This window comes from Flavobacterium arundinis, assembly GCF_038289855.1.
GTDB classification, from domain to species: Bacteria; Bacteroidota; Bacteroidia; order Flavobacteriales; family Flavobacteriaceae; genus Flavobacterium; species Flavobacterium arundinis.
The window spans coordinates 207,050-230,234 of the sequence record NZ_JBBYHR010000001.1 but is presented as its reverse complement, the minus strand read 5'-3'; the positions used below and the strand labels follow the sequence as shown (position 1 = coordinate 230,234).

The window sequence follows — 23,185 nt, the reverse complement described above, 5'->3', positions numbered from 1 at the left end:
ATACTAATTAGTCTTCGTCATCCTCATCCTCGAAAGGTTGGAACTCCATCATATCGTCGAAGTAATATTCACCACTTTTTCCAAGAGCTACGAAACCTCGTAAACCGTTTGAAAAGGCTATCGCGTCAACCCGGCTGGCGGCTTCGAAATCCGTCTTGCTTTCCCACTTATCCGTTGCAGGATTGTATTCCCAAACGCTGTTTCCATTATCTCCGCCACATATATAACCGTAATTACCAATTGTAAACGCGGTTGCCTGTGCCCTCGTGATGGTATAATCATCGTCGTCATCAAGGTCAGTTAGGCGCGTCCAGGTTTCGCTGACTGTGTTGAATTTCCAAAAATCATCCTGGTGGGTACCGTTGGTAATTCCTGTTCCAAAATAAACGTCCTCACCTATGGCGAACGTCACGGCTTCCCTTCTTTTGTTGCCTCCAAAACCGAATAACTCGACCCAGGTATCATTGCCGGGATTATATTTCCAAAAGTCTTTCCTGTCGTTCGCCCCATCAAAACCTGAGCCGACAAAGCCCGCCGTAGCCGAATTAAAACCCACGGCAGCACGCCTGGGCGCACCCCCAAAATCTGCAATGGGCGTCCATGTGTCGCCCTGGATATCATATTTATAAAAATCATTAAGCAGGTCCGGGCCATTTGTTCCTGTGCCAACATAACCGAATCCTCCGGTAACGAATGCAGCTGCGGAACTGCGTGGTTCACCGCCAAAATCCGATAGCTGTTCCCAGTATCCGTCCTGTATATTATATCTCCAAAAGTCCTTTAGGTAATCATCACCGTCGTATCCGGTTCCCATGTAGGCATAGTTGCCCTGCGTAAATACAACGGCGCTGCTTCTGGCCGGTCCGTCTAAAACGGTTCCTGTAACCCAGTTTCCGATATCTTCGGTATTGTCATCGTCCGAACACCCTGCCAGCACGGCGGTTACTAAAAATGCTATAGAAGCGTGTTTAATTAATCTTGTCATATTCATTTTTTAAAATTTAACTTGTATATAAAATTAAGTGAGACTGAAAGGCTTTTGCCAATTCCGGTGTCAAGATCATTATCTCCGTAGCCGGAAAGTTCCAACTTATTATAGACTGTTTTTCCGACTGAGAGGGTTGTATCCCAGCCTGTATGCGACTTGTATTTATATCCAAGTCCAGCCGAAATATCCACCCACTCCAGGGCTGTAACCCTTTGCTCTGTACCGTTCAGCGAGAAATAATTATTCCCGTTGGAACTCGCATAGAAAGAAGAGGCGCGCCCCCATGCGCTGAAAGAGTGTTCCGGGGTGAGGTTATAGGAAAGCACTGTTTCCGGAATCCCTGCCCTTATACTGAACTTTCGGATTGAGGTCTGGTAAGACAGTAAAGGTAGTATTGCAGGTTTTCCGAAAACAGTGCTGTAGCTTACACCGATCGAGAAGGAGGACAGGTTTTGGCTTCCATATTTCCTGGTAAGAGAAAAGCTTCCCTCCGGGATGATATTGTTTAGTCCTGCATTCTGGCTGGTCATCCAAATGAGGCGTGGTGCAAAGGAAAGACCCACATCCCATTTTTGGCCGATGGCTTTTTTATAGGAGATCAGGCCCTGTAGTGAAAACACCTTGTCCATCGCATCGCTGTTAAAAGGAGCCGACATTTGGTAATCTATAGTGTAGCTCTCTAAGTCTATACCATACTTCCAGCTACCGGTACTAAGATCGGCGGCGGCCTTTTGCCGGTAGATCGATTCAGAATTTTGGTTATAAAACATAGTATAGTTATATTTTGCCGAGGCATTGAATTCCTGCGATAAGATAGTATTACTTGTCATCAGCACTAAGAACATAAAAAATCGTATATGCATATATGGAACTTTGCACAAACGTATTTTTTTTGAAACGTTCCAAAAATCATAATATACCAATAGGGTGATTTTATAGACGATCATGGTAATTTTACGGATACTTTAACTTTGCGGGCCTTAACCGCATAAGTCGTTCTTTGTCGGTATAATCGCACAGTGTGTCGTCATTTTGTTCCTGTGTGTATATATTATTTTAAAGCTGCAGATCTGCATTCTACTTTCGCCGGAAAAGCTTTAAAATGGTATCATTCAAAAACATTATGGCAGTACTGTCGGTTTTGGCGCTGCTTTATTCCTGTGACAATACAGAGTCATTTTATTCGGACGCCGATCTTATACAGAGCGATGTACACATTATCGATGTGGACAGTTTCGCTATGAAAATGACCACCTACCGGTACGATAGTATTGTAAGCGGGGAAGAGCGGCTGGTGGTGGGGCGATATATCGATCCTTACTTTGGGGAAGTAAAAGCTTCATCATATATTGAGTTCCTGCCTGCATCTTATTATTATACCATTGACGATGATGCTGTATTTGACTCGATCGTACTTAACCTGCGCTATGATGGCTACTATTATAACGATACCTTGCAGACAAAAACTATCAATGTCCGTAAGCTCGCCAAGGAGTTACGCCTTCCCAACTCGCAGACTGATTATTATAATACTACCTCTATTCCCTTAGTAGACGAGGTTATTGGGCAAAGGATCTTCAGGCCCAGAATAGGCAATGATTCCATCACAGTCACCCTTAGCCCAGCCTTCGGGCAAACTATTTTTACGGCACTAAAAAGCAATAATGTCAATGACAGGGAGGAATTCCTGAATTACCTGAAAGGCCTGCATATTTCGCCTGCGGATGGAGAAGATGCTGCTATGATCGGCTTTTCTCCAACAGGATCATATATAAGGGTTTACTATTCCTATCCGGACCAGGCACAAATAGAGAGTGAATACATTGACCTGGTTTATAACAGCAGCACCAAAAAGTTCTTCAATAGTATTACAGGAAATTACTCCGGCACTCCACTCCAGGGGTTGGGAGGGCAGGAGAACGAGGTCAGCTCGGCTGCTTTGGGGAATCTTGGCTTTATACAATCCGGGCTAGGGGTAATGACCAAGGTAACGTTCCCATCCATCCGCAATATCCGGGAGTATAATGAAGGTAATGGAGAAATTTTTAAAGCACAGCTGAAAATCAAGCTGGATAGCCGGTATTACAACAAGAATTATCCCGTCCGTGATTCAGTGTATGTGTGCACTGTAGATCAGAATAATGATATTATTTCCTACGGGGGAGTAGGGTATATACAGCGGATAGATCCGGAAATAAATGAGGTTTACCTGACTGCAGATGTCAATTTCTTTTTGCAGAAGCTACTTACCAATAGCCAATACCTCAATTACGGATTAGTATTTGTGCCCTTCAATTACAACACTTCAACCGACAGGCTTGTACTAAACGGTGAGAACAATCCCTATTATAAGTCCCGATTAACCTTAACTTACGTAATTTATGAATAATTTGAAAAGTGGGATACTTATAGGTATTGCACTCTGTTATGCCACCGGTTATGCCCAAACCGGCAACCTGACCAGTTCACCCTATTCATTGTTCGGGCTTGGCAAACAAAATGAAGTTGGTTCCGGGAAAACAAATGCACTTGGAAAAAGTGGCATAGCCCTGGGCAGCGAAACCGAAATAAACAGTCTGAATCCGGCTTCTCTTGCTACAATACCGAAGAACGCGGTTTTTTTTGACATAGGTATAAAAAATGAAAACAGCCGTTATGTAGGGAGCAGGGATGAAAAGAGTAACAATATTTCGAACTTCTCCAACATTTCCATGGCATTGGCCTTCGATGAGAAATCCGGCATAGGGTTCTCCCTGTTCCCGTATACTAATGTGGGTTACAATATTGCGGCAGTGAGTGGTACTGTAGAAGGTACGTCCGATTTGTACACCAGCAATGTCATCGGAAGTGGCGGACTTAATAATTTCCAGCTTAACTACGGCAGGAAGATTACGGCACGATTGAACCTGGGCGCACGGGTCAACTATTATTTCGGTAAGATTAATGAGGTCGAAACTGTTGATGTGCAGGGCGACAACCTTATTATAGATGAGGACCATCGCTATAAAGGGATACAGTTCAGCCTGGGCGGGCAGTACAAGCTGGCTGATAACCTGGGGCTCGGATTATTAGTCAACCTGCCAACATCGCTGTCAGCATCTAAAGAACAAACCGTATCCTCGGTTATCGGGGGACTGGAAAGTGAAATTGAGACCAGTGAGCAAAGCAATATGGATTCGTTCAGGATACCCGCAGAAATTGGTATAGGTGCAAAATATACCTATAAGGCTTTTACCTTCAACGCAGACTATAAGGTAGGCTTCTGGAAAGGCACAAACGAGGAAGATACCTCCATTGGCAAGTTTACCAACCAGCAGTTTTTAGGCGGTGGAGTGGAATATTTCCGGGGAGGGAGGAATTTTCTCGACAGGACACGGTTCAGGATGGGCGGCAATTATGATACAGGGTTCATGTCGGTGCAGGGGTCAAAGATAAAGAATGTGGCACTTACGGCCGGAATAGGGTTACCGTTGGGAATAAGAGGCAATACCCTTCTTAACCTGTCCTACAGCTACGGGCAGCGCGGGCAGGTATCCAACACCCTTATACGGGAGAATTACCATCTTATCTCAATAAACCTGTCGCTGGAAGAAATTTGGTTTGCCAAGCGATTGTTTGATTAGGCGCGATCGTCCCGATATCTTAGTAATCGCGGCATTCACCACTATCCCATCATCAAAATCACCCCAAACGTCGATAAGATGTAGTGCAACATCTATTACATTTTCACCACGATCGACAATCTGTTTCCTTTGTAATATAATCCAGGAAAATGAAAATCTTCTCAACATTACTATGCATCATTGCTTTTGTATCCTCAGGTTTGTCGCAGGTCAGGACCGCATGGACCCTTGAGGATTGCATTGCATACGCGATCGCTCATAATATAACCATTAAGCAGAGCGAGTCCGACAAGGATATTGCCGACGTAAATTATACGCAGTCAAAGTATTCAAGGTTCCCGAGCCTTAGCGCATCGGCAACGCAAAATATGAATAATGGGACAAGTATTGACCCCATAACAAGCCGTTTTGTTACCCAGATGGTACATTCTACCTCTTTGGGTACCACCGCCCAGGTTACACTGTATAATGGCAATTATATCAACAATACTATTAAGCAGAATGAACTGCTGGTAAAGCAAAATGAGTTTTATGTCAGCGAGGCAAAAAACAATGTGACACTGAGCGTCACCGAGGCCTACCTGATGGCTTTATATTATAAGGAAGGTATAAGTGCAGCCGAAAATGCTGTTTATTCCTCACAAACGCAACTCGACAATGTAAAAAAGAAATACAGCGCCGGGTCGGTAGCAGGCATTGATGTGGCCGACCTGGAAACTCAATTAAGCAGCGATAATTACAATCTGGTTACTGCCCGCAATAGTTACAGGCAACAGCTTATAACACTCAAACAGCTTTTGGAGATGGACCCTGCGCTGCCATTTGAGATAGCAGAACCAACCCTTCCCGAATCCGAAATACTCATTCCGGACGTTGGGGTAATATACGAAACGGCGATCGCAAATATGCCAGAGATCAAAAGCGCTGCACTCCAAACGGATATTGAAAAAGTAGGGCTGGACAAGTCGAAGTCGGGTTATCTTCCAACCGTTTCGCTTTATGCAGGGTTAAATACCGGATATACCAACACCCAAAATTTCAACTTTGCAACGCAGCTGGATAATAATTTTTATCAGAATGCGGGATTGTCGGTAAACATACCCATATTCAGCAAATACCAGAATAAGGCCGCCGTCGAAAAGTCTAAAATTGCTATTGAGCAGTCGAAGTATACGGCACAGAGTACGTCTAAGCAATTATATCTTAAAGTGGAAAGCGCCTGGCAAAATGCAGTTTCAGCGCAAAGCGGGATGGAGGCAGCATTGGCACTCCGGAATTCATCACGGCAGGCTTATGAGATGGCCCTTAAAAAAGCGGCTTTGGGTACACTCAACCCCACTGAACTGCTGGTGAGCCAAAACACTTACCTATCCGCTGAACAAAAGTATTTACAAACAAAATTTTCGGCAGCACTATATTACCAGTTGCTGCAATTCTATCAGGGAAAAGAAATTAAATTATAGAACGAATGACTAGAAAAGCAAAAATAATTACCGGTGTGTTGGTAGCTGTCGTTATCGCAGGGATACTGTACTTTTTTGTTCTTAAACCCAAAGCAGCGCCACTTGTAGTTGAAACAGCTACAGTGAAAACGGGCGATATAAATACAATAGTTACCGCTACAGGAACTATCGAGGCTGTAAAGCAGGTGGAAGTAGGGACCCAGGTTTCGGGGGTTGTCGAAAAGGTTTATGTGGACTACAATTCGGTTGTAAAGGCGGGGCAGCTCATTGCAGAATTGGATAAAGAGAACCTGCAACAACAGCTCACCCAGGCAAGATCGGCTTACAATGTAGCGCTTAATGAGCGTAATTACCTGCAAATGATATATGACCGGCAAAAAAGCCTCTACAACGAAAAGGTGATCAGCCGATCGGAATTCCAGGAGGCCGAATACAATCTGGCTACAGGTAAAGGGAGCCTGCAGCAAAAGCTTTCCGACCTCAAAAAGGCAGAAACCAATCTGGGATATTCTAAGATCTATTCGCCGATAGACGGAGTGGTACTTTCTAAAGACGTTAATGAAGGGCAGACTGTAGCGGCGAGTTTCAGCACGCCAACCCTTTTCACTATAGCGCAGGACCTGAAACAAATGCAGGTAGAGGCCGATGTGGACGAGGCCGACATTGGGAATGTAAAGCAGGGCCAGCGTGTTGTTTTTACCGTTGACGCTTTCCCGGGTGAGGAGTTTAACGGAGCTGTTACCCAGGTGAGGCTCAATTCAACGGTAGAGTCCAACGTAGTTACTTACAAAGTGATTATAAAGGCTGACAACCCTGATGAAAAGCTAAAGCCGGGGCTTACAGCAACCGTGTCCATTTATACAATGGAAATTAAGGATGTACTGATACTTGAGGCCAAGGCGCTCAACTTTACCCCCGATCCGGATTTACTTCAACAATACAATGCCGGTGCAGGCATGAAAGCTATACCAGCTGATGTAAAGAAGGCCGCCCCGGAGAACGCCCTTAAAACGGTATGGATAAAAAGTGCGAAGGGTATGGAGTCCAGGGAAGTTAAAACAGGACGTACCGATGGCATTAACTATGAAATATTGAGCGGGCTGTCAAAAGGGGATGAGGTAGTTACAACGCTCGAAGCCGCAGGCGCGGCAGATGGCATGCCCCAGGGAGGCGCCTCAAGCCCTTTCATGCCAAAACCGCCGTCAAAAAAATAAACACACCCAGCCATGAGCAAAACAATCATTAAGATACAGGACCTTAAAAGGGAATTTCATATGGGTGATGACACCGTAAGGGCGCTCAAAGGCATTTCTTTTTCCATAAACGAAGGCGAGTTCGTAACCATCATGGGATCGAGCGGATCGGGGAAGAGTACACTGCTTAACATACTGGGTTGCCTGGACCAGCCCTCAGGCGGCGTTTACGAAATTGACGGGCTGGCTGTAAAGGACCTTACCAGAAACGAACTGGCAAGGCTACGGAACAGGAAGATAGGGTTTATATTCCAATCCTATAACCTTCTTGCCCGCACCACCGCACTTGAAAATGTAGAGCTTCCCCTGCTGTACAATAGTGAGGTGAGCACGAAAGAGCGCAGGGAGCGGGCGCTGCATGCATTGGATTTGGTAGGACTATCGGGACGGCTGCACCATACCCCCAGCCAGCTCTCAGGAGGGCAGCAGCAGCGGGTTGCCATAGCCCGCTCGCTGGTGAATGACCCGGTAGTCATACTGGCCGATGAAGCAACAGGAAACCTTGATACACGCACATCTTATGAGATCATGGCACTTTTCCAAAAACTCAATTCAGAAGGGAAAACCATTGCTTTTGTTACCCATGAGCCCGATATCGCCGTATTCAGCAGCCGTACCATCATACTGAAAGACGGCAACATTATAAAAGACGAAGCCCTGGCGGGCAGGCAGGATGCCGCCACAGCGCTGGCTGCCCTGCCTACAGAATAATTATTTATCCTTTTCACATTACTATGAACCTATCTAATCTTATAAAGATTGCCTTTAAAGCGATACAACTCAATAAAATGAGGGCTTTTCTTACCATGCTTGGCATAATCATAGGGGTTGCCTCCGTAATTGCCATGCTGGCCATAGGGGAGGGATCAAAACAAAGCATCAAGGCACAAATATCGGCAATGGGCTCTAATATGATAACGATAAGGCCCGGGGCAAGCATGATGGGTGGGGTAAGGCAGGATGCATCTACCACGCAGTCATTGACCATGGAAGACCTTGCCATAATAGAAAAAGAATCCAAATACACAGAAAATACCTCCCCCCTCGTAAATAGCGGAGGACAGTCGATAAACGGCTCCAAAAACTGGCCTACCACTATTTATGGTGTAAACCCTGATTATATCAAGGTGAGGGGAGTTGCCGTAAAAGAGGGAGCAATGTTTTCCGAACGCGATGTAAAAACCTCGGCAAAGGTTGCTATAATTGGTACCACCGTAGTAGAAAACCTTTTTGCGGAAGGTGAGGACCCTATTGGTAAAACGATCCGTTTCAACAGCATTCCATTCAAGGTTGTGGGCGTACTTTCAGAAAAAGGCGAAAATACCTTTGGACAAGACCAGGATGATGTGATACTGGCTCCGTATACCGCAGTTCAAAAGCGCATACTTGCCGTAACTTACCTGCAATCGATAGTAACCTCTGCGAAAAGTGAAGAGATGGCAGAACTGGCAGTAACAGAGATCACGGCGCTATTGCGCGGCAGCCATAACATCGTGCCGGGGCAGGAAGACGATTTTAATGTTTTTTCGCAGCAGGAACTCATATCTGCCTTCAGCAGTACCAGCGAAATGCTAACTGTGCTCCTGGTGGCTATAGCAGGCATCTCGTTACTTATCGGAGGCATAGGCATCATGAATATTATGTATGTATCGGTAAAGGAACGCACCAGGGAAATTGGCCTGCGGATGGCTGTGGGCGGAAGTGGAAGCGACATCCTGCTCCAATTTCTGACGGAGGCTGTTATCATCAGTGTTGTAGGTGGAATTTTAGGCGTACTTTTGGGTTTAGGAGCTACTTTTGGCATATCATTGATCGGGTGGCCGGTAAGCGTTACATTATATTCGCTGCTGCTGTCGTTTGCTGTTTGCGCGCTCACAGGTATTTTTTTCGGATGGTATCCGGCAAAAAATGCTGCCGCGCTTGACCCTATAACCGCTTTACGTTATGAATAGATATTTGAAAAATAACCGGGCTTACGTTTTTATGCACCTTTTTGTGTGGGGCATGCTTTTCATGATGCCCTATCTTCTCTCATCAGGGCAGAACTTTAGTTTTCCCTTCATGTTTGAAGCCATGTGGATACCGCTGCTTCTTTCGGCAACCCTATTTTACCTGAATTATTTTGTGCTGGTCAATAAGCTGCTCTTTGCAAAGAAAACACCGGTTTTCATTGCTGTAAACCTCCTTTTGGTGATCATTTGTACAGCGGTCAGGTTTATACTCATACACTATATCATGGAGGGGCCCGACCTGCCTGCCGGGTTTCCTGCTGAAGAGGACCGTCCGCCGTTAAAGATATTCGTATATCTGGACGGACTATCGTTCATTATTCCTGTAGCCTTCTCTGTAACGCTAAAAACATTTGAGCGATGGCTGAGTACAGACAGGGAAAAGAAAGAACTTGAAAATGCCCGTCTACAGTCGGAACTTGAGCACCTGAAATACCAATTGCAGCCGCATTTCTTTTTCAATTCCCTCAATAATATTTTCGCATTGGTAGACCTGTCGCCGGATAAGGCTAAGATGTCTATCCTTGCCCTGAGCACCCTGATGCGCTACCTGCTGTACGAATCTAATGTGCCCAGGATACCTCTTAAAAAGGAAATAGACTTCATTAATAAGTATATAGAGCTCATGGAGTTGCGAACCTCTGTAAATACCAATGTAAAAACCCGATTCGAAACAATTCCTTCCGGGATGGTGATTGCCCCGCTACTGCTGGTCCCGTTGATAGAAAATGCCTTCAAGCATGGCATCAGCGCATCAGGTCTCAATCCGATAACATTCACGCTTGAGTTTAAGAGTAACAAGTTGATTTTTGAGACACGGAACAAAAATTACCCAAAGACTACAGCAGACCGAAGCGGAAGCGGAATAGGGCTGGTGAATGTCAGGACTAGGCTTGAGCTTATTTATCCGGATTCCCACACTTTCTCCGCCACTGTCCACGATGGGGAATTTGTTTCAAGGCTCGAAATAACTATTTAAATTTTGTGGTTATTTATGTAGTTAGCCCGGGGTGAATAACTACGCCCCGGGTTATTTTTAAACCTACTGTATGCAACCGGGCTTAATGATAAGTAATCGTTGTGGCAACGTAGGCAAAAGGTGTATAGTATAAAATTTTAAATAGCAACCAAAATGATAAGAGCAATAGCAATTGATGATGACCAGCTGGCGTTAACCATTATTGAGCGCTATTGTGATATGCTGGATTTTATTGTAATCGAAAAAACATTTACGTGCACGGACAAAGCACGAAAATACCTGTCGCAATTTCCTGTCGATCTCCTCTTTCTGGACATTGACATGCCTGTGAGGAGTGGTATCGACTTTTACAGATCCCTGCACCAGGATATTCCCGTAATTTTTACCACAGCATACAGTAAATATGCCATTGACGGTTTTGACCTCCATGCTACTGATTACCTGTTAAAACCATTTTCTCCGGAGCGTTTTGTTATAGCTATGGAAAGATCACGGAAACAGTTCACATTTTTTAGCCCCATGCTGCAACATTGCCGTGTGGCGGTACGGGCAGACTACAAGTTGCTATGGATCAACTCTGAAAACATACTTTTGATCGAGGGTGCGGATGATTACATAAAGATCCATTTGGAGAACAAGTCGGTAGTGACGACACGTATGTCAATGGGCAGTATCCTTCAGAAGCTGCCTTCTGGGCTTTTTGTAAGGGTACACCGGTCGTATATCGTACCACGGCAGAGGGTCAGGGCCAGTTACGGCCAGACAGTACAAATCGACGATTTTGTCATTCCGGTAGGGGATACCTACAAAACGGTGATCAGGCAGCTTGTTTAATAACCAGGTTCAGAAAGAATTTCGCGAAAGGAAATTCTGGAAACCGTGCTTGTACTGTTCCGCAACCGTGATCCGCTGATCCAGGATGATTATCTGGTTTCTTTCGATGGCCTCAATTTTATCAAGCGCTACAATGAAGGAGCGGTGTACCCGCATAAACTGCGAAGAGGGGAGTTGCTCCTCCAACGACTTCAGGCTCAAGAGGCTTAAAACTGGTTTAGCCTCCCCACGGATCCAAATTTTCACATAGTCCTTCAAGCCTTCAAAATACATTACTTCCTCCAGCCGGATTTTAAGCTGCCGGTATTCCGATTTCACAAAAATAAATTGTTCTTTTGTTGGGACTGTAGTATTGCCTACAAGGCTGAACCACTCTTTGGCACGAAGAGCCGCCCTGTAAAATTCATCAAATCCGAAAGGCTTCATCAGGTAATCCAGAGCCTCCAGCCGGAATCCCTCAAGAGCATACTCGTTGAAGGCAGTGGTGAAGATTATCTTTGTTGATTTTTTTATACTCTTTGATAGTTCCAGCCCGGTCAGTTCGGGCATCTGGATGTCGATAAATGCTACATGGATTTCCCCGGCATCCAATGCTTCGAGGGCTTCAAAGGCATTGGAGCATTTGCTGGCCAGCTCCAGGAAAGGCGTCTTAAGGACATAGCTCTCCAACAAGGAGAGTGCGAGTGGCTCATCATCAACTATAAGGCATTTCAGTTTTGAAAGCATGAGAGTCGGGGTAAAATATTTAAGGTAAATATACTGCTAAGTCCGTTTTGTCACTGATGATTTAAAGTTTTTCTTGCTGAATTTTTAAAGCAATACGATGAATTTACAGTTACACCCGTTCTAAGAGTCTATCGTTGTTAGAATCAAATAAAAGTATTAACCTACACGAAATATAATAACTTTAAATTTCTGTAAGATTATAAAAACAAAAAGTGCTAAATCTTTTGACTTAACACTTTTTAAGAGTGACCCCGAATATACAAATTCCAAACCATTTTATGCAGGATTTAAAGAAATTGGCTTACTTTAACGGGATTTATTAAGATATTTTTTATGCGTTTTCAAATGTAGCGGTTTATTTTGTCTAGGGTAGTATTAGTTCAGAATTACTTATAATGTGAGATAGTGAATTGCAAATTGCTTAACAGCTTAATGAGACCTACATATCATTAAAATATTTTTAGGGAAAGCATAATAAGTGTTATTTATATCTTTAATTATTATTTCGGCGATTGCCTCTTTGTAATGTTCAGGGTTTAATCCTTTAATATATCTTTTAGTGTAATTACAATCCATACCTTCATTGAATATATTATAGATTATCTTAATAACAAACGTAAAATTATTTTGTGTAATAATTATTGAGTCATTAGAATTACTTTTTTAATCGCTTCAGAAGGGAATGTGCCTTATCTATTGTAAACATATTTGTTTACTTTTTCTAAATATATAACCTGTCATATTGCCAACCCAATTAGTGTCATTTTTTAATGGTGCCTGCATAAAATGACGTGTAATACGCGTGTGAATTGAGCCTGTAGCCCAAGGTCTTTTTTGTGGTTAAAGCTCGTTTATGTGCTCCAAATTGGATATAATAACTATAAAAAGGGAAAAAATATAATTATCATAATAATTAATATTGTTAAGGGATCTTATAAGGAGACAATTTTATCGCTTTCTGATTGTTCTTGATGAACTAATAAAAGAGTTTGATATTAGTAAGAAAAATTCTATTTTTGGTAACTAACCAAAAACACAGATAAATGAATAATAGTACAATTATTAACAATATAAAAAGCTGGGGTTTGGCAAGATCAAATAAAGAAAGTCAGGTGTTCAAGCAACTCTTCCTGGAAAATTCAGGTTTCTTTTTCACGATACCGAAAACCAATGATGATGTGACCGGGCTTTATTATCACGCCTATCCCGGCATTGAAAAAGGGCTGCTTAAATTTTACCTGATCCGCTCTGATCATGATACCGAAGAAGGATATAATGAAAAATATGTTATAGAGGCAACGATCAAAAATTTAACTGGTATGGACATCATTCCTGAAGCAATAGCAAAAGAAAGAATAGATACCTGGGTAAAGAACCATAATGGGTGGATCGATAATCAGCTGGATAGTGAAGACAGTATGTATCTGGCATTTGGGATTCCGATAGATGATGTAGAGCCGGGATCCATAACTGTCTATTTTGCATTAGCCCCTTATACCAGTGAGATTACAGGACAAAGTTATAATGCCGATCTTATACTTTACAGGAAGTATGATGGTGCAGGAGAATCATATTTTAATCTTGTCAGGCCTGTACCACCTTTCAAGCCAAGCCCATGGGCAAAGAACGATTTTTACCTGCTTACACTATAACCTGAATGGACCTCTATGCACTGCTGAACCTCTTAACATGGACATCTCCATTTATTCTTTTGGCAGGAACGATCACAGGAGTCTGTTATTATAAAAGCCTGGATTCGGAATATAAAACCCTTGTATATTACCTTTTTGCTATGCTTTGCATTGATATTGGCAGCAGGTGGTGCGGGCTTGTTTTCGGGAACAACTTGTTTTTCATTCCTGTTTTGGGCTTTACCGAGATATTACTATTCTCGATTGTATATTACTTCATTGGCTTTAAAAACGTACCCAAACTCAGATACCTTTTATTAATAATCAATAGTGCTGCACTTATTTTCAGCGTTCTGGAAATATTTAAGACCGCAGCGTTCGTTACAAAAGATTTCCAGCTCTATTCAAAAGCCGTGAACTCGTTGTTTATAATAGTATTCGCGGCCATTTTTTTTATTCAGGATATCAGGAAGAATAAGATACCTAAAAAGCATATATTTATACTGAATTCAGGAATACTGGTTTTTTTTTCGCTGAATATCATTATCTTTCTGCCGCTTGATCTCCTGATAAATGAAAATTCAGTGTACAAATTTTACATTTGGTTCACTAACCTTCTACTGACGCTTCTGTTTTATTCCTTTTTAATTTATGCTATATGGAAAAATGGGAGAATTCAGGGCTTGTGATACAATGGTTCTTCGGGATATTGTTTTTCATTTTTTTGTTGGTTTTTTTAATGGTCCTGCTGGTGCGGGAAAATTTTCGTAAAATTGAGTATGCGAAGATTGAAGAGGAAAAAATGAAGCTGTTGCACCAAAAGAGCCTGATGGAGACTAATATCATCGTGCAGGAAAAAGAAAGGACACGCATTGCTGCCGATATTCACGATGAGCTTATAGGCAAACTCGCTGTGATCCAGTTGAAAAATAAAACAGGTGATCTTGAGAATGAGGTGAACGGCCTGCTGAAGCACGCAATAAATATAGCCCGGAAGATATCGCACGACCTTAGCCTGCCAATGATAGAATATATGCCGCTAAATGAGCTTATTGAAAATATTATCATACCCTGGCGCAGGCATTATACTGTTAATTATATTCAGGATATCCACGATGACGTATCTTTATCTTATAATGTAAAAGCGCAGCTTACACGTGTAGTCCAGGAATTGCTGGTTAATATTAACAAGCACTCCGGTGCTGGTAATATCTTTATCCACCTGCGGCAAACTAATAAGCGACTGTCACTTATAGTTGCGGATGACGGGACAGGTTTTGATGTAAAAGCAAATGAGAACGGCCTTGGCCAGAAGAACATAGAATTCCGTATTGATCAGATCAATGGACGGTACAAAGTACGATCGAGCAAAAGCCGGGGCACATCTTATATTTTTTTGGCAGATATAAACAGCATTGAGCATGAACGAAATTAAAATAGGTATCGTGGACGATGATGCATTGTTCCTGAGCCTTCTGGCGGCTTTTATAAGCAGCCACAGATCAATAAAGGTGATCGCAACTGCAAATAACGGGAACGATATGTTCAGGTTTCTGAATAGTGCGGAAGTCCTTCCGGAGATCCTCATGGTAGACCTGAAAATGCAGCAAATGGACGGCATAGAAGTTACCAAGTACCTGCAGGCACATTTTCCGGACATCAGGATCATTGTGGTATCGTCTCATTATCAAAATGCTTTTTTAGGCTTTATGCTAAAGACCGGGGTTTCGGCATTCATACCCAAAGGGGTCTCTCCGGAAGACCTTATAGATATTATTAAGACGGTCCATGCCAAAGGTTTTTACTTTATGGAAGAGCAGATAGGCACCATAAGGGAACAGCTGAACGGCAAAAGCCCGAGACCCGTTTTTGAGCAGGATAAGTTATTATCTGACAAAGAAGTGGATGTATTACGATTGATCGCCATGCAGAAAACCGCCAAAGAGATCGCCGATATCCTGTTTATAACACAGCGCACGGTTGAAGGACGGAAGAACAGCATGTTCGCAAAGACAGGTGCTAAGAACATCGCAGGTCTGGTAATATATGCTATCCAAAACAATGTCATTCACGTTAAAGACCTTCCATTAATTGCTTCTTAACAAAATTTTAAGTATTTTCTACCATTTATGAGATTGGGTGTTTTCTACCTTTTTTCAGCCCATAATTATTCATTACTTAGCCAAACCAATAATGAAAAATTGGACACTATACTTTGGCATTCAACTAATATAATTATGGTATACACGTCTTTGCAACTATTAAGTTCCCAGCTCAATGAATACCTGAGGCTGTCCTTTAAGTTAAAGGAAGACATTGTATATCTGTCACCCGTAAAAGACCATGACAAGGTTTTTCCTTCGAACAGGGTAAGCGTAAGCCTTGTTGGGCTTGAGAGAGAAACTTCTCGCGGACTGAATTTTCAAAGAACGGCATTGTCTGACAGTGCGACAAAGCTTAGTGCACCCTCATGGCAGATAAATCTTCAGGTGCTTATTTCGGCAATATTTCAGGACAAGCAATATGAAGAGGCTTTACAGATATTTTCGGGTATACTGCGATTCATACAAAAAAATAATATGGTCACATCACAGAACAATAATACATCTTTTTCTATAGATGTGCTCAACCTCTCAGCACAGGAGCTGGCAAACTTGTGGGGTGTATGCGGCGGAAGCTATTATCCGTCTATATTGTGCAGGCTGAGGCTGCTTGCAGTAAATGAAAATGATATACTCGAACTGTCTGGAGTGATGATGAGCACCCAGATTGACTCAGTTATTAAGAGGGAAAATTAAAATCAATGGCACATAAAGTATCCTACACTGTCTGGCTGACTATAAAAATAGCACACGAATACTATTTGGGCGACAGGAACGGGTTCACGCTGGTCCCGTCCGGGAATACATCGAAGGTGCTGTCAAAAGCAGGTATACTCGTCCGTCAACAGGACAAATGCACATGGATATTTCTCAGGCAGGATAGCCCCGATGCGGCAGCGGCAAATGAATTAATGATAGACCTAAGTTTTTATATAAAAGACATCGATCCGGGGTTTTATTACTGCACCGATAGCAGTATGCAATATACCGGGACCGGGTGGAGGATAGACGATATAAATAGCCCGGAGGTATGGAAAATGCTGATAGTGACCATTGATAGGACAATGCTGGCAGATTGCCCGGCCGTCGATGTAACATTATGCAGTGCCCAAAAGTTCCTGGAGTTCATAGTGATAGCCAAATCAGGCAACAGGATACCGTTACTATTGAAGGAGACCAAAGAGAGGCTCACTTTTAATGTGTCAGAGATAGATTTCCCGAGGGAAGAGCGGCCTGTGTACAGGTTTATAACCCAAAGCCGTGTGACACTTAAAGAGATATATGACCTCAATATCGGGCTTTGGGAACAAAAGGAAAATGGCCAGGTGCTGCTTAGCAGCAATATTCCTTTTCCTAAACCGGCATCGGCATCTGTAATGAGCCCGACGGATACGATCTCAAGTTATTTCTATTTCTAATTTTAAACTATACATTATGAGTTCAATGAAAACACCAGGAGTTTATGTCGTGGAGAGATCGGCATTTCCTAACTCCGTTGTAGAGGTGGCCACTGCTGTACCTGCCTTTATCGGGTACACAGCAAAGGCCATGAACGGGACAAAATCGCTATTGGGCACACCGTGGCGAATAACCTCGCTGGCAGAGTTCGCACAATATTTTGGCGAAGCCCCGCCCGTAAAATTCTCTTTCGGACGTTCCGATGACAGCACTTCGTTCATTTCCCTTAACGCTGCAGGTTTATTGGATGATGTTAAACTGTTGGCAAGCAGCATGAAAGTTCCTGTAGCGGCAGCAGTAAGGGCAGAACAGCAGGAAGAAGCTATAAATGCAGATACCAATGCTACTCCCGAACAAAAGGCATCGGCAAAAGCTAAAGCAACTGAGACGCTCAGTAAGGCTGTAACAGCTATCCGGGCTTACGTCGCTTCTGTAACTAATCTTTCGGTACAATTAAAGGCAGCAGAGGCCGAGGCCGATAAAATAGATGAGGCAGTTACAGAGGTTACTACCAAAATTGCCAATGCTGCAGGTAAGGCGATAGATATACAGGTAGTGACCAATGCACTTGCCGGACTTATTGACGGCTATGATAAAGCCACTATTAAGGCAAAATACTACACGATAGGTCGTACCGACAAATTCAGCCTGTACCACAACATGAGGCTTTTCTTTGCCAATGGCGGCGGGCCGTGTTTTGTGGTATCTGTAGGTAATTATACAGATGATCTTACCGGGGAAAAATTGCAAGAGGGCATTGAAACCCTTTTGAAGGAACAGGAGCCAACAATGGTCGTGATACCTGAGGCTGTAAATCTCCAAAGCAAAGCAGATTGCTTCAGTATCCAGCAGGCTATGCTGAAACATTGCCGCCTCACCATGAGCAGGATAGCCATACTCGATGTTTACAATGGGGATAAAGACAGGAAGGATCCGGAAGCGGGAGATGTAATAACAGACTTCAGGGAGAACATCGGTACGGACGGGCTTGATTATGCAGCGGCATACTACCCGTTTCTCAATACATCGGTCATGTCTGAGAATGAGATAAGTATCGCCAATATCAGGGAAGGGCTGGATGATCTGAAAACCGTTTTGATGTCCTACACACCACAACTGGAAAAATATATCAATACTATAGGTACAACCACAAATCTTAACGATCTTGATATTGCCCATAAAGTGCTTTTCAAGCAAAGTAAGCTCTACGCCACGATAATGAAGGAAATGCTGGACCAGGTGAACCTGCTGCCGCCATCTGCTGCCATGGCGGGTGTTTATACTCTTACCGACCTGACTAAGGAAGTGTGGAAAGCGCCGGCCAATACAGGGCTTGCCAATGTGATAAGCACGACTGTTAACATCACCTTTGCCGACCAGGAAGATATGAACGTACCCCTTGACGGTAAAGCAGTAAACGCAATACGTTACTTTAAAGGTGAAGGTATAAAGGTTTGGGGCGCCCGTACCCTTGACGGTAATTCGCTGGACTGGAAATATGTCAATGTAAGGCGTACAATGATAATGCTGGAGGAGTCTATTAAAAATGCGGCAAAAGCATTTGTCTTTGACCCGAACGTGGCCAATACATGGGTCATAGTTCGCAGCACGATAAGTAATTTCCTTACAGGGATATGGAAGCGCGGCGGCCTGCCGGGCGCTATGCCTGAAGAAGCTTTCAGCGTACACGTTGGGTTGGGGGATACAATGACACCTGACGAGATACTTGAGGGTATAATGAGGATAACGGTATTGGTAGCTATATCCCGCCCTGCTGAATTCATCGAGATAACCTTTATGCAGCAAATGCAGAAAAGCTAAAATTTAATAAAATAATCATTTTAAAAACCTACGATCATGGCAGGAGATAAACAAGATAATGTATGGCCGTTGCCCAAGTTTTACTTTCAGGTGAAAATTGGCGATAAACAAATCCCTTTTCAGGAAGTGTCGGGCCTTGACATCGAAGCTCAGATAATAGAGTACCGTCACGGCAACAGTCCGGATTTTTCGACCATAAAAATGCCCGGCATCAAAAAAACAGGCAATGTTACCCTCAAAAAGGGTGTTTTTGTAAAAGACAACGGCTTTTGGGACTGGTTCAATAAAATAAAGATGAATACCATTGAAAGGCAAACGGTTGTGATAAGCCTCCTGGATGAAGCGGGGGCGCCCACTATGGTGTGGACGCTGATTAACGCATGGCCGACCAAGATTACCGGCACCGACATGAAATCCGACGGGAACGAGATTGCCGTGGAGAGTATTGAGATCGCCCACGAAGGGCTTACCATTGATAACAAATAAATAGAAATTTATGCCAAATGGCTGGGAGTTACCGGTATCATTTTACTTTAAGGTAAGGATAATGCTTAATGAGTTTGCTTTTAAGGAAGTTTCCGGCCTCTCGACCGAGGTGGAAACAGAAAGTGTGAGCGAAGGGGGTGTGAATAATTATACGCACCTCCTCCCTAAACAGGTAAAGCACGGCAACCTGGTGCTGAAAAGGGTGCTGATGCCCAATACCGGCCCCGAAGTGCTATGGATACGGCAGATGCTGGAGGGCGATCTTTCGATCCCTGTAGTCACGATGCCTATAACCATACAGCTGCTCAACAGCGAAGGGATTGCCATATACAACTGGGTATGCCAGGATGCCTATCCCGTAAAATGGGATATTGGAAGCCTTGATTCAGAAAAAAATAATGTACTGATCGAAACACTGGAGTTTGCGTACACCACAATCAAAAGGTTATGATATGGCAATAATAATAAAAGAAATACTGGTACGGGCAACGATAACAGCAGGCGATACAAGCAAGGGAACCAATGAAGATGCCCTCCTGCAAATGAAAAAGGATATTATAAAGGAAGTTAAAGAAACCATCCGGAAGGAAAGGATGCAAAAGCAGGAACGATAATGGAGCTGGAAAAAATGCAAATAATAGGTTATACCGATGCTGAATTCTCTACACAGGAAAGAGGCCGGCAGTTTGAGGTACAGATAAACCCTGCCACCATCAAGATAAAAAAAGACATAAAATACGACACTGACAATACGCCGGGCGAAGAAAAGAAATCGGCAAAATATAAATACCATCAGCCATCAAGCCTCTCGTTTAACATTACCCTTGATGATACCGGTGTGGTGCCGGGAAAAATGCCTATAGACGGGATGATAAAAGCGCTGGAAAAGACACTTTATAAGATTAATGCCGAAAGCCATGAACCGGGATATGCAAAAGTGGCCTGGGGCAGCCTGATATTTCATGGCAGGGTAAGCTCGCTGAGCTATGATCACACGCTTTTTGCACCGAATGGCACTCCGCTAAGGGTAGAGATATCACTGTCCTTTACAGAGCATTCGGCCAAAGACACCGCTATCAAGAACTCGCCTGATATATCCCGCATAATAACTTTTAAGGCTGGAGATTCCATCGCTGCTTTTTGCAATGAGATATATGGGGACGCGTCCTATAGTTCGGATGTAGCACAATTCAATAATCTCCAAACCTTCAGGAACGTAGAACCGGGAACAAAGATCATGTTCCCACCATTGGTAAGGATATGAGCACATCACCGGACAGAGGCACCGAAGGCCTGGTGACCTATACGATATACAGTGAAGGCGCTAAAATAAGAGACAGTTTCGGCATAATATCGATTTCTGTGCATAAAGAGGTGAACCGTATTGGCAAAGCAACGCTTGTTATAAGTGCTGGCGATATGCCCGCTGCCGATGTGCCCGAAAGTAATGACGACTCCTTTATTCCCGGTAAAGCTATACGTATAGAAGCCGGGTACAACAGCTCCGGATCAATGATCTTTGAGGGGACCGTTATATCGCACAGCCTGGAGATAGCCGAAGATAATGAGACCGTACTTCGCATTGAATGCCGGGATTATGCTTTCCCTGCTACACAAGTGCGAAAAAACCACGTGTTCGAGAACATGGGCGACAATGCCGTCATCCAAAAGATATTAGGTAATTACAGTTCGCTCAAAGCCACTGTGGACAGTACTGCAGGCACCCATGGTTCGTTGGTACAATATCAATGTACCGATTGGGACTTCATATTGTCCAGGGCTGATGCCAACGGACTGGTGGTAATACCCGACGGCAGATCGATAAAAGTGATAAAGCCTGTTATTGGCGCAAGCCCTGTGCTGTCGGTTACTTACGGGATGGACGTCATAGCCTTTAGCGGCACCTTGAACTCAGCCAGCCAGCCTGTAGCTGTAGAAGCTATTTGCTGGGACGCCGCCTCGCAACAGGTAGTGACCGCGTCCGGTTCGTCGCCATCAGTAAATGCACAGGGCAATATTGATCCTGTCACGCTCGCGGGTGTCAACAAGCAAAAAAAAGTATTGCAGACAACAACCGCAGGCAAGGATATACTAAAGTCCTGGGCAGATGCACAATGGTTCAAAGCTGCCATGGGGAGGTACAGTGGCACTATAAAATTCCAGGGCAGCGCAAAGGCGGTTCCCGGCTGTATCATAGAACTTAAAGGGCTTGGGGCCAGGTTTAATGGTAATGCCTATTCAGGATCGGTAACCCATGAAATAAGCGATGGGAACTGGTACACAACAGTCGGTATGGGTATAAGCCCCGAAAATATAACCGATAGCAATGATGTTTCTGCTCCACCCGCATCGGGGCTTCTGGCAGGCATTAATGGCCTTCAGGTAGGTAAAGTAGTAAAGCTGGATGGCGATCCCGAAGGCGAGGACAGGATACAGGTAGAGATACCGCTGCTTAATGACGATAAGAATAATGTCTGGGCCAGGCTGGCCAGCTTTTGGGCCGGCAGCGATCATGGTGCTTTCTTTATCCCGGATGTGGGCGATGAAGTAGTGCTGGGATTTTTTAACGATAACCCGTGCCATGCCGTAGTATTAGGCAGCCTTTACAGCAGCAGCAGGAAGCCATCGTCTGGGCTTACAGCCAAAAATGATACGCGAAGCATTGTAACGAAGTCAAAAATGAAGATCGTTTTTGATGAAGAGAAAAAGATAATTACCCTCGCTACACCCGGCAACAACACTATTGAGATAAACGATGACGGGAAGTCGATCAGGCTGTCCGACCAGAACAGTAATAGTATTACTATGTCTGAAAGCGGCATCACGATAGATTCGGCTAAAAGCCTTATACTTAAAGCAGCAACGGGCATCCTGATAAATGCAGGCGAAGCCGTAGACATCAAAGGCACATCTGGGATAATCATGAAGGCACCCAATATAGAAGCCACTGCCGATATTGCCTTTACGGCAAAAGGCAATGCACAGGCAGAACTTTCGGCAACGGGGAATGTTACCGTTAGAGGGGCTATGGTAATGATCAACTAATAAATAAAATAACGAGATATGCCCGCACCTGCAGCAAGGTTGACAGATATGCACATGTGCCCGATGGTGACACCGGGACTTCCGCCCATACCTCATGTTGGCGGCCCGATAATGGGCCCGGGAGTACCGACAGTACTGATAGGCAAGCTGCCTGCTGCCGTATTGGGCGACATGTGTACCTGTGTAGGCCCGCCCGACAGTATTATTAAAGGCTCGGCCACCGTACTGATAGGAGGGAAGCCTGCCGCAAGAATGGGAGATAGCTGTGCTCATGGAGGCACTATAGTGCTGGGCTGTATTAACGTATTAATAGGAGGATAGTTATGAAAGACAAGTCATACTTAGGTACAGGATGGGCTTTTCCGCCACATTTTATAAAAGGAGATACAAAAGGTGCCGTGCTTGTAAGCGGGGAAGAAGATATACAACAAAGCCTAAGGATATTGCTTTCTACCATACCCGGTGAACGTATTTTCAGGTTCGATTACGGATGCGATATCCACAAATGGGTGTTTTCTAAAATGAACCTTTCTGAAAAAACACTTATCGCCGACATATTAGAAAAGGCGATTGTAGCCAATGAACCCAGGATAACACTCGAAACAGTGGACATAAATATAAAAGATGCCGTGAACGGGATATTGGAGATACAATTATACTATTTGGTAAAGACAACCAACAGTCGCAGTAATATGGTATATCCTTTTTATTTCCATGAAGGCACCGATCTCCATGGCATATCATCTTCGAGAGATTAAAATTAAAGC

General features: G+C 43.8%; 25 protein-coding genes. 22 read left to right on the top strand and 3 right to left on the bottom strand.

Features of this window, described 5'->3' with window-relative positions:
- Positions 1 to 7 precede the first annotated feature (7 nt).
- Positions 8 to 985, bottom strand: coding sequence for a Kelch repeat-containing protein (locus AAEO56_RS01025; RefSeq protein WP_341695152.1), 978 nt, complete (start codon positions 983 to 985; stop codon positions 8 to 10).
- 2 nt (positions 986 to 987) lie between these two features.
- Positions 988 to 1,851, bottom strand: coding sequence for a hypothetical protein (locus AAEO56_RS01020; protein ID WP_341695151.1), 864 nt, complete (start codon positions 1,849 to 1,851; stop codon positions 988 to 990).
- Between the two features lie 239 nt (positions 1,852 to 2,090).
- Between AAEO56_RS01020 and AAEO56_RS01015 the strand changes: the two genes are divergently transcribed.
- The 8 genes from AAEO56_RS01015 (at position 2,091) to AAEO56_RS00980 (ending at position 11,149) form a co-directional block, all read left to right on the top strand.
- Positions 2,091 to 3,377, top strand: a complete 1,287-nt coding sequence (locus AAEO56_RS01015) for a DUF4270 family protein (RefSeq protein ID WP_341695150.1) — start codon at positions 2,091 to 2,093, stop codon at positions 3,375 to 3,377.
- Entirely contained in the window at positions 3,370 to 4,611 is a 1,242-nt protein-coding gene (locus AAEO56_RS01010; RefSeq protein WP_341695149.1) for a hypothetical protein, read from the top strand. The genes AAEO56_RS01015 and AAEO56_RS01010 overlap by 8 nt, the downstream gene beginning before the upstream one ends.
- A gap of 149 nt (positions 4,612 to 4,760) precedes the next feature.
- Positions 4,761 to 6,074: a TolC family protein gene (locus AAEO56_RS01005; protein ID WP_341695148.1), complete on the top strand. Its 1,314-nt coding sequence runs from the start codon at positions 4,761 to 4,763 to the stop codon at positions 6,072 to 6,074.
- 5 nt (positions 6,075 to 6,079) lie between these two features.
- Positions 6,080 to 7,288: an efflux RND transporter periplasmic adaptor subunit gene (locus AAEO56_RS01000; RefSeq protein ID WP_341695147.1), complete on the top strand. Its 1,209-nt coding sequence runs from the start codon at positions 6,080 to 6,082 to the stop codon at positions 7,286 to 7,288.
- A gap of 12 nt (positions 7,289 to 7,300) precedes the next feature.
- Positions 7,301 to 8,038, top strand: a complete 738-nt coding sequence (locus AAEO56_RS00995) for an ABC transporter ATP-binding protein (protein ID WP_341695146.1) — start codon at positions 7,301 to 7,303, stop codon at positions 8,036 to 8,038.
- A gap of 23 nt (positions 8,039 to 8,061) precedes the next feature.
- Positions 8,062 to 9,279 carry an ABC transporter permease gene (locus AAEO56_RS00990; RefSeq protein WP_341695145.1) on the top strand — a complete coding sequence of 406 codons (1,218 nt, stop codon included), beginning with the start codon at positions 8,062 to 8,064 and terminating at the stop codon, positions 9,277 to 9,279.
- Positions 9,272 to 10,315 (top strand): sensor histidine kinase, encoded by a 1,044-nt coding sequence (locus tag AAEO56_RS00985; protein ID WP_341695144.1) that lies wholly within the window; start codon positions 9,272 to 9,274, stop codon positions 10,313 to 10,315. The genes AAEO56_RS00990 and AAEO56_RS00985 overlap by 8 nt, the downstream gene beginning before the upstream one ends.
- 153 nt (positions 10,316 to 10,468) lie before the next feature.
- Positions 10,469 to 11,149, top strand: a complete 681-nt coding sequence (locus tag AAEO56_RS00980; protein WP_341695143.1) for a LytR/AlgR family response regulator transcription factor — start codon at positions 10,469 to 10,471, stop codon at positions 11,147 to 11,149.
- A 9-nt stretch (positions 11,150 to 11,158) separates the two neighbouring features.
- Here the strand turns inward: AAEO56_RS00980 and AAEO56_RS00975 are convergent, their stop codons facing one another.
- The gene (locus tag AAEO56_RS00975; RefSeq protein ID WP_341695142.1) at positions 11,159 to 11,875 is read right to left on the bottom strand and encodes a LytR/AlgR family response regulator transcription factor; all 717 of its coding nucleotides are present in this window, start codon (positions 11,873 to 11,875) and stop codon (positions 11,159 to 11,161) included.
- 1,043 nt (positions 11,876 to 12,918) lie between these two features.
- Between AAEO56_RS00975 and AAEO56_RS00970 the strand changes: the two genes are divergently transcribed.
- The 14 genes from AAEO56_RS00970 to AAEO56_RS00905 all read left to right on the top strand — a co-directional run bounded on the left by AAEO56_RS00970 (position 12,919) and on the right by AAEO56_RS00905 (position 23,176).
- Positions 12,919 to 13,527: a hypothetical protein gene (locus AAEO56_RS00970; protein ID WP_341695141.1), complete on the top strand. Its 609-nt coding sequence runs from the start codon at positions 12,919 to 12,921 to the stop codon at positions 13,525 to 13,527.
- A 5-nt stretch (positions 13,528 to 13,532) separates the two neighbouring features.
- Positions 13,533 to 14,195 (top strand): hypothetical protein, encoded by a 663-nt coding sequence (locus AAEO56_RS00965; protein ID WP_341695140.1) that lies wholly within the window; start codon positions 13,533 to 13,535, stop codon positions 14,193 to 14,195.
- Positions 14,165 to 14,941 carry a sensor histidine kinase gene (locus AAEO56_RS00960; protein WP_341695139.1) on the top strand — a complete coding sequence of 259 codons (777 nt, stop codon included), beginning with the start codon at positions 14,165 to 14,167 and terminating at the stop codon, positions 14,939 to 14,941. Before AAEO56_RS00965 ends, AAEO56_RS00960 begins: the two co-directional genes overlap by 31 nt.
- Complete coding sequence (locus AAEO56_RS00955; protein ID WP_341695138.1) at positions 14,928 to 15,608, top strand: response regulator transcription factor; 681 nt, start codon at positions 14,928 to 14,930, stop codon at positions 15,606 to 15,608. Before AAEO56_RS00960 ends, AAEO56_RS00955 begins: the two co-directional genes overlap by 14 nt.
- Positions 15,609 to 15,743: 135 nt before the next feature.
- The gene (locus tag AAEO56_RS00950) at positions 15,744 to 16,304 is read left to right on the top strand and encodes a DUF4255 domain-containing protein (RefSeq protein ID WP_341695137.1); all 561 of its coding nucleotides are present in this window, start codon (positions 15,744 to 15,746) and stop codon (positions 16,302 to 16,304) included.
- Between the two features lie 5 nt (positions 16,305 to 16,309).
- Entirely contained in the window at positions 16,310 to 17,026 is a 717-nt protein-coding gene (locus tag AAEO56_RS00945) for a hypothetical protein (protein ID WP_341695136.1), read from the top strand.
- Positions 17,027 to 17,042: 16 nt separating this feature from the next.
- On the top strand, positions 17,043 to 18,887 hold the full coding sequence (locus tag AAEO56_RS00940; protein WP_341695135.1) for a phage tail sheath C-terminal domain-containing protein: 1,845 nt from the start codon (positions 17,043 to 17,045) through the stop codon (positions 18,885 to 18,887).
- A 36-nt stretch (positions 18,888 to 18,923) separates the two neighbouring features.
- A complete protein-coding gene (locus AAEO56_RS00935) occupies positions 18,924 to 19,373 on the top strand; it encodes a phage tail protein (protein WP_341695134.1) in 450 nt (149 codons plus the stop codon).
- Positions 19,374 to 19,383: 10 nt separating this feature from the next.
- Positions 19,384 to 19,824, top strand: a complete 441-nt coding sequence (locus tag AAEO56_RS00930) for a phage tail protein (protein WP_341695133.1) — start codon at positions 19,384 to 19,386, stop codon at positions 19,822 to 19,824.
- A 1-nt stretch (position 19,825) separates the two neighbouring features.
- Positions 19,826 to 19,987 (top strand): DUF5908 family protein, encoded by a 162-nt coding sequence (locus tag AAEO56_RS00925; protein ID WP_341695132.1) that lies wholly within the window; start codon positions 19,826 to 19,828, stop codon positions 19,985 to 19,987.
- Complete coding sequence (locus AAEO56_RS00920) at positions 19,987 to 20,637, top strand: CIS tube protein (RefSeq protein ID WP_341695131.1); 651 nt, start codon at positions 19,987 to 19,989, stop codon at positions 20,635 to 20,637. Before AAEO56_RS00925 ends, AAEO56_RS00920 begins: the two co-directional genes overlap by 1 nt.
- The gene (vgrG, locus tag AAEO56_RS00915; RefSeq protein ID WP_341695130.1) at positions 20,634 to 22,418 is read left to right on the top strand and encodes a type VI secretion system tip protein VgrG; all 1,785 of its coding nucleotides are present in this window, start codon (positions 20,634 to 20,636) and stop codon (positions 22,416 to 22,418) included. Before AAEO56_RS00920 ends, vgrG begins: the two co-directional genes overlap by 4 nt.
- Positions 22,419 to 22,436: 18 nt before the next feature.
- On the top strand, positions 22,437 to 22,739 hold the full coding sequence (locus AAEO56_RS00910; protein ID WP_341695129.1) for a PAAR domain-containing protein: 303 nt from the start codon (positions 22,437 to 22,439) through the stop codon (positions 22,737 to 22,739).
- Positions 22,740 to 22,741: 2 nt separating this feature from the next.
- On the top strand, positions 22,742 to 23,176 hold the full coding sequence (locus AAEO56_RS00905; RefSeq protein WP_341695128.1) for a GPW/gp25 family protein: 435 nt from the start codon (positions 22,742 to 22,744) through the stop codon (positions 23,174 to 23,176).
- Positions 23,177 to 23,185: the final 9 nt, after the last annotated feature.

Excerpts from the sequence above, each read along its gene's own strand:
- AAEO56_RS00975 (WP_341695142.1), bottom strand. The coding sequence starts at position 11,875 with ATGCTTTCAAAACTGAAATGCCTTATAGTTGATGATGAGCCACTCGCA.
- AAEO56_RS00950 (WP_341695137.1), top strand. The coding sequence starts at position 15,744 with ATGGTATACACGTCTTTGCAACTATTAAGTTCCCAGCTCAATGAATAC.
- AAEO56_RS00910 (WP_341695129.1), top strand. The coding sequence starts at position 22,437 with ATGCCCGCACCTGCAGCAAGGTTGACAGATATGCACATGTGCCCGATG.
- AAEO56_RS00905 (WP_341695128.1), top strand. The coding sequence starts at position 22,742 with ATGAAAGACAAGTCATACTTAGGTACAGGATGGGCTTTTCCGCCACAT.
- AAEO56_RS01015 (WP_341695150.1), top strand. The coding sequence starts at position 2,091 with ATGGTATCATTCAAAAACATTATGGCAGTACTGTCGGTTTTGGCGCTG.
- AAEO56_RS00930 (WP_341695133.1), top strand. The coding sequence starts at position 19,384 with ATGCCAAATGGCTGGGAGTTACCGGTATCATTTTACTTTAAGGTAAGG.
- AAEO56_RS00960 (WP_341695139.1), top strand. The coding sequence starts at position 14,165 with ATGGAAAAATGGGAGAATTCAGGGCTTGTGATACAATGGTTCTTCGGG.
- AAEO56_RS00980 (WP_341695143.1), top strand. The coding sequence starts at position 10,469 with ATGATAAGAGCAATAGCAATTGATGATGACCAGCTGGCGTTAACCATT.
- AAEO56_RS00990 (WP_341695145.1), top strand. The coding sequence starts at position 8,062 with ATGAACCTATCTAATCTTATAAAGATTGCCTTTAAAGCGATACAACTC.
- AAEO56_RS00920 (WP_341695131.1), top strand. The coding sequence starts at position 19,987 with ATGGAGCTGGAAAAAATGCAAATAATAGGTTATACCGATGCTGAATTC.
- AAEO56_RS01025 (WP_341695152.1), bottom strand. The coding sequence starts at position 985 with ATGACAAGATTAATTAAACACGCTTCTATAGCATTTTTAGTAACCGCC.
- AAEO56_RS01005 (WP_341695148.1), top strand. The coding sequence starts at position 4,761 with ATGAAAATCTTCTCAACATTACTATGCATCATTGCTTTTGTATCCTCA.
- AAEO56_RS00970 (WP_341695141.1), top strand. The coding sequence starts at position 12,919 with ATGAATAATAGTACAATTATTAACAATATAAAAAGCTGGGGTTTGGCA.
- AAEO56_RS00965 (WP_341695140.1), top strand. The coding sequence starts at position 13,533 with ATGGACCTCTATGCACTGCTGAACCTCTTAACATGGACATCTCCATTT.
- AAEO56_RS01000 (WP_341695147.1), top strand. The coding sequence starts at position 6,080 with ATGACTAGAAAAGCAAAAATAATTACCGGTGTGTTGGTAGCTGTCGTT.
- AAEO56_RS01020 (WP_341695151.1), bottom strand. The coding sequence starts at position 1,851 with ATGCATATACGATTTTTTATGTTCTTAGTGCTGATGACAAGTAATACT.
- AAEO56_RS00945 (WP_341695136.1), top strand. The coding sequence starts at position 16,310 with ATGGCACATAAAGTATCCTACACTGTCTGGCTGACTATAAAAATAGCA.
- vgrG (WP_341695130.1), top strand. The coding sequence starts at position 20,634 with ATGAGCACATCACCGGACAGAGGCACCGAAGGCCTGGTGACCTATACG.
- AAEO56_RS00940 (WP_341695135.1), top strand. The coding sequence starts at position 17,043 with ATGAGTTCAATGAAAACACCAGGAGTTTATGTCGTGGAGAGATCGGCA.
- AAEO56_RS00955 (WP_341695138.1), top strand. The coding sequence starts at position 14,928 with ATGAACGAAATTAAAATAGGTATCGTGGACGATGATGCATTGTTCCTG.
- AAEO56_RS00995 (WP_341695146.1), top strand. The coding sequence starts at position 7,301 with ATGAGCAAAACAATCATTAAGATACAGGACCTTAAAAGGGAATTTCAT.
- AAEO56_RS01010 (WP_341695149.1), top strand. The coding sequence starts at position 3,370 with ATGAATAATTTGAAAAGTGGGATACTTATAGGTATTGCACTCTGTTAT.
- AAEO56_RS00935 (WP_341695134.1), top strand. The coding sequence starts at position 18,924 with ATGGCAGGAGATAAACAAGATAATGTATGGCCGTTGCCCAAGTTTTAC.
- AAEO56_RS00925 (WP_341695132.1), top strand. The coding sequence starts at position 19,826 with ATGGCAATAATAATAAAAGAAATACTGGTACGGGCAACGATAACAGCA.
- AAEO56_RS00985 (WP_341695144.1), top strand. The coding sequence starts at position 9,272 with ATGAATAGATATTTGAAAAATAACCGGGCTTACGTTTTTATGCACCTT.